Source organism: Pseudotabrizicola alkalilacus, assembly GCF_003443995.1.
In the GTDB taxonomy this organism is placed as follows: domain Bacteria; phylum Pseudomonadota; class Alphaproteobacteria; order Rhodobacterales; family Rhodobacteraceae; genus Pseudotabrizicola; species Pseudotabrizicola alkalilacus.
This window is the reverse complement of the sequence record NZ_QWEY01000003.1, coordinates 65,908-78,799: the sequence shown is the minus strand read 5'-3', so window position 1 is coordinate 78,799 and position 12,892 is coordinate 65,908. Positions and strand designations below refer to the sequence as shown.

The 12,892-nt window shown below is 62.5% G+C and carries 11 protein-coding genes; 2 read left to right on the top strand and 9 right to left on the bottom strand.

What is annotated here, in order from left to right:
* Nucleotides 1-3: 3 nt before the first annotated feature.
* Together D1012_RS07080 and D1012_RS07075 are read left to right on the top strand one after the other, a co-directional pair.
* On the top strand, nt 4-2,382 hold the full coding sequence (locus tag D1012_RS07080) for a xanthine dehydrogenase family protein molybdopterin-binding subunit (protein WP_118150672.1): 2,379 nt from the start codon (nt 4-6) through the stop codon (nt 2,380-2,382).
* 12 nt (nt 2,383-2,394) lie between these two features.
* Complete coding sequence (locus tag D1012_RS07075) at nt 2,395-3,183, top strand: FAD binding domain-containing protein (protein ID WP_118150671.1); 789 nt, start codon at nt 2,395-2,397, stop codon at nt 3,181-3,183.
* A gap of 250 nt (nt 3,184-3,433) precedes the next feature.
* Here D1012_RS07075 and D1012_RS07070 read toward each other — a convergent pair whose 3' ends face one another.
* The 9 genes from D1012_RS07070 to D1012_RS07030 all read right to left on the bottom strand — a co-directional run bounded on the left by D1012_RS07070 (nt 3,434) and on the right by D1012_RS07030 (nt 12,833).
* Nucleotides 3,434-5,080: a KpsE/RkpR family capsule polysaccharide export protein gene (locus D1012_RS07070; protein WP_354002028.1), complete on the bottom strand. Its 1,647-nt coding sequence runs from the start codon at nt 5,078-5,080 to the stop codon at nt 3,434-3,436.
* A gap of 85 nt (nt 5,081-5,165) precedes the next feature.
* Nucleotides 5,166-5,825 carry an ABC transporter ATP-binding protein gene (locus D1012_RS07065; RefSeq protein WP_118150669.1) on the bottom strand — a complete coding sequence of 220 codons (660 nt, stop codon included), beginning with the start codon at nt 5,823-5,825 and terminating at the stop codon, nt 5,166-5,168.
* A gap of 128 nt (nt 5,826-5,953) precedes the next feature.
* Nucleotides 5,954-7,162, bottom strand: coding sequence for a Na+/H+ antiporter NhaA (locus D1012_RS07060; protein ID WP_118150668.1), 1,209 nt, complete (start codon nt 7,160-7,162; stop codon nt 5,954-5,956).
* 177 nt (nt 7,163-7,339) lie between these two features.
* Complete coding sequence (locus D1012_RS07055; RefSeq protein ID WP_118150667.1) at nt 7,340-7,972, bottom strand: TetR/AcrR family transcriptional regulator; 633 nt, start codon at nt 7,970-7,972, stop codon at nt 7,340-7,342.
* The gene (gene ppk2 / locus D1012_RS07050; RefSeq protein ID WP_118150666.1) at nt 7,969-8,856 is read right to left on the bottom strand and encodes a polyphosphate kinase 2; all 888 of its coding nucleotides are present in this window, start codon (nt 8,854-8,856) and stop codon (nt 7,969-7,971) included. Before ppk2 ends, D1012_RS07055 begins: the two co-directional genes overlap by 4 nt.
* Nucleotides 8,857-8,901: 45 nt before the next feature.
* Nucleotides 8,902-9,852 carry an alpha/beta fold hydrolase gene (locus D1012_RS07045; RefSeq protein ID WP_118150665.1) on the bottom strand — a complete coding sequence of 317 codons (951 nt, stop codon included), beginning with the start codon at nt 9,850-9,852 and terminating at the stop codon, nt 8,902-8,904.
* Nucleotides 9,827-10,744 carry a homoserine O-acetyltransferase MetA gene (gene metA, locus D1012_RS07040; protein ID WP_118150664.1) on the bottom strand — a complete coding sequence of 306 codons (918 nt, stop codon included), beginning with the start codon at nt 10,742-10,744 and terminating at the stop codon, nt 9,827-9,829. Before metA ends, D1012_RS07045 begins: the two co-directional genes overlap by 26 nt.
* A 38-nt stretch (nt 10,745-10,782) precedes the next feature.
* A complete protein-coding gene (locus D1012_RS07035; protein ID WP_118150663.1) occupies nt 10,783-11,652 on the bottom strand; it encodes an ATPase in 870 nt (289 codons plus the stop codon).
* Between the two features lie 110 nt (nt 11,653-11,762).
* The gene (locus D1012_RS07030) at nt 11,763-12,833 is read right to left on the bottom strand and encodes a hypothetical protein (RefSeq protein ID WP_118150662.1); all 1,071 of its coding nucleotides are present in this window, start codon (nt 12,831-12,833) and stop codon (nt 11,763-11,765) included.
* Nucleotides 12,834-12,892: the final 59 nt, after the last annotated feature.

Genomic DNA, 12,892 nt, shown 5'->3' with positions numbered 1-12,892 from the left:
AAGATGCCAAAAGATACCGGAATAGGCGCCTCTACCAAGCGGCGCGAAGATGTGCGGTTCCTGACGGGTCGCGGGGTCTACACTGATGACCTGAGCCTGTTTGGTCAGGCCCATGCCGTGATGGTCCGCTCCACCGTGGCCCATGGCCGGATCGTGTCGATTGACACCTCGGCGGTGGAGTCCATGCCCGGCGTGCTGGCCGTGTTCACCGGCGAGGATTTCAAGGATGTCGGCGGCAACCCGGCGGGCTGGCTGATCAACAGCCGCGACGGCACGCCGATGCGCGAACCGAAACGCCCGGTGCTGGCACATGGCAAGGTGCGCCACGTCGGCGACGCTTACGCTGCCGTGATTGCGGAGTCCTATGCGCAGGCCAAGGATGCGGCGCAGGTTTTGTCGGATGCGACCGAGATCGAGGAGTTGCCCGCCATCGTCGACATGAAGGCGGCGGCGGCGGATGCGTCCAACCGCGTGCATGACGAGATCCCCGACAACATCTGTTTTGACTGGGGCTGGATCGAAGACAACCGCGCCGCCGTCGATGCCGCGATGAAAGCCGCGCCACATGTGGTGACGCTGGAGTTGACCAACAACCGCCTTGTGCCCAACGCGATGGAGCCGCGCGCCAGCATCGGCGAGTATTTCCCCGGCACCGGTGATTACAAGCTGACCACCACCAGCCAGAACCCGCACCTGACCCGGCTGTTGATCTGCGCCTTTGTCATGGGCATTCCGGAAAACAAGCTGCAGGTCGTGGCCCCGGATGTGGGCGGCGGCTTTGGCTCCAAGATCTATCACTATGGCGAGGAGGCGCTGGTGCTGGCCGCCGCCAAACGCCTTGGCCGCCCGGTGCGCTGGACGGCGGAGCGGACCGAGAGCTTTCTCTCCGACGCGCATGGCCGCGACCATGTGACCAAGATCGAGCTGGGGTGCACCAAGGAAGGTGATATCCTTGCCATCCGCACCGAGACCTATGCCAATGTCGGCGCTTACCTGTCGAACTTTTCCACCGCCACGCCGACCTTTCTGCACGGCACGCTGATGGCGGGGCCGTACAAGGTGCCGCATGTCTATGTGAACGTGAAGACCGTGTTCACCAACACAGCACCCGTGGATGCCTATCGCGGTGCCGGCCGGCCCGAGGCGACCTATAGCATCGAGCGTGTGGTTGACAAGATGTGCCGCGAGCTGGGTCTTGACCCGTTCGAGGTGCGCCGCCGCAACCTGCTGACGCCCGATCAGTTCCCCTATACCACTCCGGTCGGGCTGGTCTATGACACCGGCAACTATCAGGCCACGCTGGACAAAGCGGTGGACCTCGCCGATGTGGCCGGGTTCGAAGCCCGCCGGGCGGAGTCTGCCAAGCGCGGCAAGCTGCGCGGCATGGGTCTGTCGACCTGGATCGAGGCGTGCGGGATTGCACCGTCGCATCTGGTGGGCGTCTTGGGCGCGCGGGTTGGTCTGTATGACGCGGCCACGGTGCGCGTGAATGCCACCGGCACCATCTCGGTGATGACCGGCGCGCACAGCCACGGGCAGGGCCATGAGACCGTGTTCCCGCAGATCGTGGCGGAGAAGCTGGGCATCCCGGCCTCGTCGGTCGAGATCGTGCATGGCGATACCGCCAAGATCCCGTTCGGCATGGGGTCGTATGGTTCGCGCAGCCTCGCGGTTGCGGGTTCGGCCATGGACCGCGCCATCGACAAGATCATCGCCAAGGGCAAGAAGATCGCCGCCCATATGCTGGAAGCAGCAGAGGGGGATATCACCTTTGCCGACGGCAAATTCAGCGTCGCGGGCACCGACAAGGCCAAGACCTTTGGCGAAATCGCGTTTTCCGCTTACGTCCCGCACAACTACCCGCTGGAGACGCTGGAACCGGGCTTAGAGGAAACCGCCTTCTACGATCCCGCCAACTTCACCTATCCCGCAGGCGCCTATATCTGCGAGGTCGAGGTGGATGAAGGCACCGGCAAGGTCGATGTGGTGGCCTTTACCTGCGCCGATGACTTCGGCAATGTGATGAACCCGATGATCGTCGAGGGTCAGGTGCATGGCGGTGTCGGGCAGGGCATTGGTCAGGCGGTGCTGGAAAGCACTTCCTATGACGAAAACGGCCAGCTGCTGACCGGATCTTACATGGATTACGCAATGCCGCGCGCCGATGATGTGCCGTTCTACACGGTGGATCATTCGTGTTCCACGCCCTGCACCCACAATCCGCTGGGGGTCAAGGGCTGCGGCGAGGCTGGTGCGATCGGCTCGCCGCCTGCTGTGGTGAACGCGGTGATCGACGCGCTGCAGCGCGGCGGCCACAGCCATGTGACCCATATCGACATGCCCGTCTCGCCCAACCGGGTGTGGCAGGCGATGAACGCGTAAGGAGGGTTAGCCATGCACAACTTTGAATTCGTTAAACCTTCCAGCATCGCCGATGCAGTCGCGGCTTTGGCGGCTGAGGGCGCACAGCCGTTGTCAGGCGGGCAGACCCTGCTGCCGACGATGAAACAGCGGCTGGCTGCACCGGAGGTACTGGTCAGCCTGACCGGCATTCCCGAGATGCAGGGCGTCTGCACCGGCGATGGCGGCTTGCACATCGGTGGCGCCACGCCGCATGCGGTGGTGGCGCGCGAGGCGGCGAGCCATTACCCAGCGCTTGCCGCCCTTGCCGGTGGCATCGGCGATCCGGCGGTGCGCAATCGCGGCACCATCGGGGGCTCGGTTGCCAACAACGACCCTGCCGCCTGCTATCCGGCGGCGGTTCTGGCCTCGGGGGTGACAGTGGTGACCAGCACGCGCAAGATCGCGGCGGATGATTACTTTCAGGGCATGTTCACCACTGCGCTGGAAGAGGGGGAGTTCATTACCTCAGTGATCTTCCGGATTCCGCAGGCGGCCGCCTATGTGAAGTTCAACCAACCCGCCAGCCGCTTTGCCCTGACCGCCGTTTTCGTGGCGAAATTTGCCGATGGCGTGCGGGTGGCGGTGACCGGGGCCTCGAACAACGGTGTGTTCCGCTGGGAAGAGGCGGAGGACGCGCTAACGGCGGATTTCTCTGCGGGCGCGATTGCCGGTCTGACCGCATCGGCAGAGGATATGATCAGCGATCTGCACGGATCGGCGGCGTATCGTGCCAATCTGGTCAAGGTGCTTACCGGGCGGGCAGTCACCGCCGCGCGCTGACCTGAACCCTGACGAAAAAGCCCCCGGTCGCAGGACCGGGGGCTTTTTGCATGCACCTGCGCGGCCCCCCACCCCAGCCCTCCCCCACAAGGGGGGAGGGAGGCGCAAGGAATGCCCGCGGGAACGTCGGCGACGTAAGGGGCAGATCGCACCTGCCAACCGACCGTCATCCAGCACTGTGCAGCCATGCGCCCCTCCCCTTGTGGGAGGGGATGGGGGAGGGGGCAACGGCCAGAGCCGGAAAGACGCCTCAGGCCGAAACCTGTTCGCGCAGGATTGCAGCGGTCATCGAGATCATCAGATAGATGCCGGCAAAGATCAGCAACGCCACCATGGTATTCTCAAACGCGCGGGGATAGGTCGCCTCGTCCGGTGGAAGCGGGCTGACCGACACCGACAGATAGCGCACCTGACGGTTGGCATCGGTGCGCGCGGTTTCCATGGATTGCAGCGATTGCGACAGCAACAGCTGCCGGGTCTGAACATCGGCCTGTGCCACCAGCAATTCTGACTGCACCTGCGCCAGAGATTTGCCGCCCGCGACCCCTTGGGTCAGGCGCGAGCGCAGGGTGGCAATCTCGGATTCAAGCGTGCCGATCCGGCGGCGCAACGGTTCCATCCGGGCCGCGTTCGGGGAGGCGTTCGATTCCATCTGCGCCAGGCTCAGCCGGTCCTGACTGAGCTGGGTTTCCAGCTGACCGATCTGGCTGGTGATCAGCGTGACCTCGACCTCTGACGACAGGATCTTGAACTGTTCCTGCAGATCCACCACCTTGCGCTGCGCGGTCAGCATCGCGGCTTCAGCCAGTTCATAAGACTCGCGCGCACCCTGCATCTGATCGGCCCGCAGCCGTTGGGTCAGATGATCGACCTGTTCTTCGGCATAGCCGATCAGCGCCTGCGAAAAATCAGCCGAGACCTGCGGATCGGCGGCAATCACCTCCATCTTGATGATGCCCTCGGTCGGGTCGTAGGCAATTTTCACATTGCGCTGAAATACCTTATAGGCGGCTTCTCGTGTGGCATCGCCGCTCAGCCGCTGGATCGGATCAATGAAGTCCTGCGAGAAATGGGAGACGAAATTCTTGTCCTCATCCAGCCGCACCATGGCATCGCGCGATTGCAGATAGCCCTGCACCGCAATCGAATCCTGCGAGGTGGCAAATTGCGTGCCCGAGAGCAGCCCGCCCATGCCCTGCGCCCCGGCTGGATCGGCCTGCTGGATCACGAATTCGGCCTTTGTCGCAAAAAGTGGGGTGGCCACCATATAGTAGTACCAGCCCGCCAGCAGGGTCGGCAGACCGACGAAAAAGAACAGCCGCGCCATCAGCAGCGCCGATTTGCGACGGCGGCGTTTGGCCAGATCGCGTTGAATGCGCTGGATTTCCGAAAGATGGGCCTCTTCGGCGCGCACGTCGGTCGAGGGCACCTTGATCGGCCTGACCGTCTGCGGCAACTGCATCCCGTCGCCCCGCTGGCCAACCGTCAGGGCACGTGACAGAGGCTCGCTACCGCCGTCGGAGGTGCTTTCGGCGTCGGCGCTGATCATCTCCATGATGGTGGATTTCTGGAACGGGTCGAGACCCGCAGCGCGCAGCAGGCGCACGGCATCAAAATCCGATGTGGCCGGCAGGCCGTATTTCTGGGCCATCCGCCGCGCCATCCGCAACTGGCGCCCGGTCAGCCCTTCCTTGCGGATCTGGTCCAGCTCGCCGGAGGTGGCAGGGGTGGGGCCACTGCTGCGACTGGCGGGGGCTGTTTCTGATGCGGCAGAACCGGCCTCCATCATCGCCACGACCTGGTCACTTGCGGTTGGAAACGGGTCTGCGCCAAAGCCGTCATCGGTGACGGGGGCGGCGGCCCGTGCTGCCGGACGCAGAGCGGAAGCCGCAGTCATGGACCCCGCCTGCGCAGCCGGGCGTGGTCGCGGCGGCACCGGAGCCGCCGTCGTTGCCGGATCGGCGCGGCGCAGGTTGTAGCGCTTAACCCTTAGCTTGATAGTCATAAAGCTGCTTCGCCTCTTCCAGAGTGTCGAATATGTAAAGCTGCCCGTTGCGCAGCACAGCGGCCTGTTGGCAGAATTTCTCCAGCGTCTGCGCCTGATGGCTGACGATCACCACCGTCGCATTCTGCAACCGCTCACGCAGGATACGCCCGGCCTTGCGGTTGAACTCCACATCGGTGGTGGCGGGCATGCCCTCGTCGATCAGATAGATGTCAAATTCCAGCGCCAGCATCAGCGCAAAGGAAAACCGCGCCCGCATGCCCTGACTGTAGGTGCCGACCGGCATATCGAAATATTCCTCGATGCCACAGAGCCAGCGGCAGAAGCTTTCGACATAATCCGGGTCCAGCCCATAGAGCCGGGCGACATAGCGGGAATTTTCTGTTGCGGTGTGTTTGTTGACGACCCCGCCCATGAACCCAAGCGGGAACGAGATCCGGCTGGTGCGCGACACCCGGCCCTCATCCGGCTTTTCCAACCCTGCCATCATGTTGATGATGGTGGTCTTTCCGGCACCGTTGGGGGCCAGAATGCCAAGGGACTGGCCAAGATCCACCCGGAAAGACGCCTGATCCAGAATGATCTTGCGCTGCTTTCCGGTCCAGAATGACTTTGAGACGCCCTCGAACTCGATCACACACTGCCCCTATCCGGGCAAGACCTCTGCCCTTGCCCCGCGCTGCCCCATGCCTGCACTGGCCCGATCCTACTGCGGCTTTCAGGCAGCATTATGTCCGACTGGGCTGACCATATGCAAGCGCGTGTCTAGCGCGGCCGGATCAGCCGTGCCGTCGCAAAAGCGACAGCCCCCGCCAGCAGGGACAGCACCAGCCCCAGCCGCGCGGCCTCGGCCATCGCCCCGCCCGGCAGCGCGCTGTCCAGCGCCAGAACTGGCACGGTAAAGCCCATGCCGGTGAGGATCGCAATCACCAGCAGATCGCGGACCTGCACCCCTTGTGGCAGCGCAAAACCAAACAGCCGCGCCGCCACCATCGCCCCCAGCATCACCCCCAGCGGTTTGCCGAGCCAGAGTGCGGCCAGAACGCTGGCCGTGGTCGGGGCCAGAGCTGCAACATCCACGCCGCCCCGGGTCAGTCCGAACAGAAACAGCACCACCGCCAGCGGCCCGACCAACAAATGGGCCAGCCGGTTCAGCGGGTCTTGCAGAAACTCTTCCGCCTCGGCAAACAAGCCAAAAGCCCGGTCGGCATGCGGAATGACCGGCACCAGCGGCAGCAGCCCCAGCGCACCGGGCAATCCTGCCAGCACCACCCCCAGCCACGACACCACCCCCGCCACCGCATAGGGCCAGAGCGCAAAGGCGCGGCGGTGATCCCGCTCGGTCAGATCACTGCGGGCCAGCCGGGCAAAGCCGAACCAGGCCACCGCCACTGCCGCCAGCGTCAGCCCCAGCCAGATCAGCCGCAGCCCGGTGGCCGGATAGGCCAACACGATCAGCCCGGCAATGTCATTGGCAATGGTGATCAGAAGCAGCAGATGCAGCGCCGGGTGACCGTTGCCAAAGATCAGCCGCCCGACCAGATAGCACAACACCACATCCGACCCCAGCGGCACCGGCCAGCCTGCGCCGGGGCTAGACTCGATAGCCGTCTCGACCAGCGCGCCGCTGATCAGCCAGACCAGCACAGCCCCAATCCAGCCGCCCAGCATCGCCCCAAGGGGCAGGCCGCCGCGACGGCCGGTCAGTGCCCCACGCTCCAGCCGGATCGCTTCCCACAGCTCTTTGCCGACAAAGAACAAAAACAGCGCCATCAGCCCTTCGGACACGATGCTGACCGGGGTCAGCGCCAGCGGAAACGCCGCGATCCATCCGGGCAGCGGCAGTTCCATCAGACGCCATTCGATCGCATCATAATAGCTGGCGGGTGCCAGCGTCAGCCAGAGCGTCGCCACGGCGATCCCGGCCAGCAAGGCCCGCCCGAAATGCCGCACAAAGGGGGAAACCCGATACATGACGTGAGACCCTGTTCCAGACAGTCTTGCTGCCCCGACACTTACCTGCCGACAGGCGCAGCATCAATGCGGACCCGCCGCGAAGACCGGCACTGTTGCCCGATCACCCTGACCTGGATTTGCTGCTTTCCAAATACTCCCGCGCGGAGCGCATCCTGCACTGGCCCCATGCAGCCGTCAGGACAGCTTGGCCCCGTCCGGTGGCAACAGCCCCAGACCACGCAGATAAATCCCGATCCCGGCTTCCAGCAGATCTTCGGGCGGGAATGGGCTGCGCACGCCGCCATTTGCGCTGCCGCGCATATACAGCTCGACCACGCCATGGCTCATCGCCCAGATATGGGCGGAAAACATCGTGGCAGGCGGGCGCATGCCGGGGGGCAGATGTTGCGACAGGCTTTCCGCCGCGCGTTCCAGCACCGACCGCGCCTTGTTCGCCACCAGCGCAAGGTCAGGGTGGTCGTTCAGGCTCAGCCCTGCTTCGAACATCGCCATGTAATGACCGGGATATTTGCGGGCAAAGGCGAGGTAGGCCCGCCCGGTCGCCTCGAACGCGGCGAGGGCGGTCGGGCGGCCGTTGTCAAAGGCAAACTCCATCAGAGCTGCGAAAATCTCATAGCCCTGCCGGGCCACCTCGGCCAGCAGATCCTCGCGCCCGGCAAAGTGGCGGTAGACCGCAGCCGGGGTCACATCCGCCGCCTTGGCCGCCTCAGACAGGGTAAATCCGGTCGGCCCTTGATTGGCGATCAGGTCAAGCGCCGCCTCGACCAGCGCTTGCCGCAGATTGCCGTGGTGATAGCCGCGTTTCACGCGAGTTCCTTGCCTGAGGTGGTCCGCAGTTCTGGCCCGCCACAGATCAATGGGTCCGGCGTGCCGATCACCGCCAGATCACGGCCCATGTAATCAACCGAGCCAAGAATGGTCTGTACCGCCGCAATCCGCGCCCGTTTCTTGTCATCGGACAAGATCACCGTCCAGGGCGCAAAGGTGAAATGGCTGCGCTCCATCGTCTCATCAACGGCTTCGCAATACGACTCCCATTTCGCCAGCCCTTCGATGTCGATCAGCGACAGCTTCCACTGTTTCAGCGGGTCTTGCTCGCGTGCAAGGAAGCGTTTGAGCTGTTCCGCCTGTCCGACCTCCAGCCAGATCTTGCGGAAGATAAAGCCCTCTTCCACCAGCATCCGTTCAAAATCAGGCAGTTGCGCAAAGAAATGCGCGCGCTGTTCCGGTGTGCAAAAGCCAAAGACATGCTCGATCATCGCGCGGTTATACCAGCTGCGGTCAAACAGGGCGATTTCGCCCTTTGCGGGCAACCAGTCGATGTAGCGCTGGAAATACCACTGCGCCGCCTCATGGTCCGAGGGTTTGGCGAGGGCAACCACGGTACAGGCCCGCGGGTTCAGGTTTTCGCGCATCGCGCCGATGGTGCCACCCTTGCCAGCTGCATCCCGGCCCTCGAACACCACGACAAGCCGCTTGCCGGTCGTCTTCAGATCTGACTGCATCTTGACCAGTTCGATCTGCAGCGCATCCATCTGCGTCTGATAGGCCTTACCCTTCATCTCCTCGCGGTAGGGATAGGATGGGTCCAGAATGTCATCCTTGTCGGCGGCCAGAATGGCCTCGCGCACCGACTTTGGGGCCTTGTTTTGGAAAAATGCGCTGATCGCGCCGTCAAATGGCAGTTTCATGGCTTTATCCTTCGTCTGTCACGGCAAGTATGGCGATTGCCCGGCTCAGCGCAATCCGGCGCGGGTGGCGGCACGGTCGATCGCGGCAATCACTGCCCCCGGATGGGTGTGGTGCGGCATGTGGCCGACACCGGGCAGCACCGTCAGATGTCCCTGCGGAATCAATGCCATCAGGGGGGCTGAATGGATATGCAGCGGCACGATGGTATCGGCATCGCCATGCACCAGCTCTATGGGCAGATCAAGCTGCGGGTAATCATGCTGCATTACCTCAACTTGCGGGCGCAAGGTGTTGATCTGCATGATGTTTGCCGCCATAGACTCGCGGCGCAAGGTCAGGCCGATGCCCAGATGGTCGGCATATCCCGGCGGGGTGGTCTGGGGCGCGAACACCCGGTCAATGGTGCGGCGCACAAAGCTGTGCGACACAAACGCCGAGGCCAGCGGCACCAGCGTAGCCCGCCCCAGCGGTGTCGCCGTGATCCGATACCAGGCATCCAGCTCCCCCGGCCAGGGCAAGGACGGGGACGAGACCAGCACCAATGCGGCGGGGCGCGCTTGCAACGCCCAGGCCAGGGCAACAGCGCCGCCGTAGCTTTGGCCCAGAACAATCGGATTTTGCACGCCAATCTGCGCCACCGCCTGCCGCAGCAGACGCGCCTGATCCTGCACACTTGCGCCATTGTCGGGCAGTGGGTCGGAATAACCCAAGCCCGGTCTGTCCACCGCGATCACCCGGTAGCGGTCGGTCAATTGGTCCATCAGTGCAAAGGTAAACTCGCGCAGATTGCCGTTTGCGCCGTGGATCAGCACCAGATCCGGGCCAGCACCTGCCACCTGCAGATGGACCTGCACCCCCTCTACCGTCACGAACTGCCCGGTCGGCGGATGCGACTGCACCGCCGCCTGTTCCCGTGCGGACAGCCGGCCATTGGTCGCGGCGATCAGGCCAAATCCGATGAGCGCCGCGCTAGCGGCCAATATCTTGTGGGTCATAGGGCGTGGACTGATAAATCTCGTTGATCCAGTTGCCATATAGGAGATGCGCGTGACTTCTCCAGCGATTCAGCGGCGGCATCGCGGGGTTGTCATCGGTATAGTAGTTCTGCGGCACATTGATCGCGGTGCCATTGGCAATATCGCGGTCATATTCCTGTTTCAACGTGTCGCTGTCATATTCAAAGTGGTTGAAAATATACAGCGCCCGATGCTCCGGGTCTTCGACCAGACAGGGGCCGACCTCATCACTGCCCAAGAGGGTGCGCAAGCCGGGGCTGCGGTCGATCTCATCCTGCCGCATCTCGGTCCAGCGGCTGACGGGGATCACGAAATCATCGGAAAACCCGCGCAGATAGGGCGAGGTGGGGGCAAGGTTGCGATGACGGAAGCAGCCAAAAGCCTTGTGATCCAGCAGATGCTTTTTCACGCCATGAAAATGGTTGATCATTGCCATGCCACCCCAGCAGACGCCAAAGGTGGACTGAACGTTTGTCTGTGTCCATTCAAAGACTTCGCTGAGTTCCTGCCAGTAGGTCACCGCATCAAACTCCAGATGCTCGATCGGCGCGCCGGTGATGATCAGGCCGTCAAACTTTTCATCCTTCACCTCCTGAAACGGGCGATAGAACGCTTCCATATGCTCGGCGGCGGTGTTTTTGGTCTGGTGCTCCGACATGCGGATCAGCTCGAAATTGATCTGCAGCGGCGTCGCCCCGATCAGACGGGCAAACTGGTTTTCGGTCTGGATCTTTTTCGGCATCAGGTTGAGCAGCCCGATTTTCAGTGGCCGGATATCCTGCCGCGCCGCGCGTTCGGGCGACATGACCATGACGCCTTCGTTCCGCAGAACGTCAAAGGCGGGCAGGGTCTCTGGCAGGGTAATCGGCATGGGGTGCTTCCTTTGGAGCCGGGGATGTAGGGTGCGGATCAGCGCCGATCAATGGCGCGGGCGATCAAGGCGTTGAAATCATCGGTGTCTGTGACGGCTGCGACCTCTTGCGCCATCACGGTCACACCCCAGCCCGCCATCGCGGCATAGCGTGGCTGACGATGGGCCAGTGCACGTGCATACGTCCAGCGCACGAAATGATCCGGGTCGCAGGTTTGCTCAGATTTGTCATAGGTTGCGCGGTATTCTTCCCACGCAGCATGAAGAAACCCAGGCTGGTAATACATCGGCTTTGGCGCACGGTCAAAACGGCGGACCAGCTCGGTGGTGTGATCGTCAGAGCCTTTGATCCAGACCAGCAGCAAGCTCTGCGACAATTGCCGCATCACCGGATCATCGGCATCCTGGGCCTCGACCACTTCGCAGATGGAACCTGAGGTATCGCAGACAAAGTTTTGATATCCATAGATATTATCTGCGCGGGTGATGAAATGTGCGGTGTCGAGCATGGCAGAAACCTCGGCCTTGCGGTGCTGTTCTTGCCGGATCATGTATTCGACAAAGGGCAGCCCGCCCTTGGCCGGATCGCCAGGTTTGCCCAGATAGGTCGACAGCGGCGCCAGATTGTCAAAGGTGATGTTCGACGCGATATAGACCGAGTCGGTCATCAACAGCTCGCGCAGCAGCGGCACTTTCATCGCCTCGCGCTTGAAATTGTCGGCGATGAATTCGTTCATATAGCGGGTGCCGATGCGGTAATCGACCGAGTAATGAAACCAGCCCCCCGCATCAGGGCGGCTGTCGCGCAGCATGGCGGACAGATGGGTCTTGCCCAGACCGGACATGCCAAACAGCAGCACGCGCTTTTGCTGACTTGCCAGATACTCTGCCCCGGTCGCGTAGATCATCGCCTTGCCCTTTTCATTGCGCCTGACAGTTACCGCCCCCGGCCTGCACCTTCAATGCAAAACCCGCCCCGGTGAGGGGGCGGGTCTAGGATCATTCCGGGCGGCGCGGATCAGAAGGAAAAGCCGACCTTCATGCCGACGGCGACGGCCTTGTTGCCGGTAAAGCGGCTGTTGCCCCGCAGCGCGATTGCATCGCCGATATCAACGTAGCGTACACCAGCCGTGATTTTCATGTTCTGATGGGTGTAGGTGCCGCCGATCTGAATGCTTTTCTGTCCGTCGGTCGGGCCAAGGTTCCCTACAATACCGCCATGATGCTTTTCATAGCCGATCGAGATCGCGCCCGAGAACGCATCGCTGAACTTTCGTCCAATCCCGATGTTATAGGTGATGGTGTCGTGATCGTAGCTGACCAGCGGGTTGACCGAAGGTGGCAGCAGCGGACCATCAAGCCGGGTCACGGACCAGTCCATCCAGCGGATCGAGCCAAACAGCAGCGTGTCAGCTGCGATACCGGTCTGCGCATCCAGCGTCAGCGATTGCGGCAGCTTGACCGGCACGTCAAAGGTCATCGGCACACCGGCAATCGACGTGTTGAGCGTGTGCTTGGTCTCGGAGGCATAGGTCAGCGCCACACGCAGGGCGATTTCCGGTTTTTCATAGGCCACACCGATCAGGTAGCCAAGGTCGCGGTCATTGCCAAACTTGGCGCGATAATTGCCTGCTGCGGGCAGGAACAGATCACCGCCGATGCCAACAGAGCGGAGGCCACCATGGACCGAGAAGTTTTCGTTGAACTTGTAGCGTGCGACGGCGGCGATGGTCTCGCCCCGCAGTTTCGCGGAGGATCCGGCCAACGGAAAGCCGGTGCCGGTCGGATAAAACACATCCGCCCCGAAGGTCGGATCGACGGTTAGGCCCAGCGACAGCTTTTCATTGATGTCGGTTTTGACCGCAAAGCCAAAGGTCGTATAGTCCTTCAGGACGCTGCCCGTCGTGACCGACGGCATCGGAGCGAGCACGCCCGACACTTTGGGCGACACCGAGCCAAAGCTCAGCTCAGCGTAATTGCCTTTTTCAAACATGAAGCCCAGCGGCAGGGCCGAGCGTTCAAAGCCCCCCGCCTGAACCGAACCGGCCGTCACTGCTGCGGCTGCAGCTGCGATCATCATTTTTTTCATGGTTTTCCTCATCCCCGATACAGGATTTCCCCTGTGATGACGCTAATTGACGCAGGCGA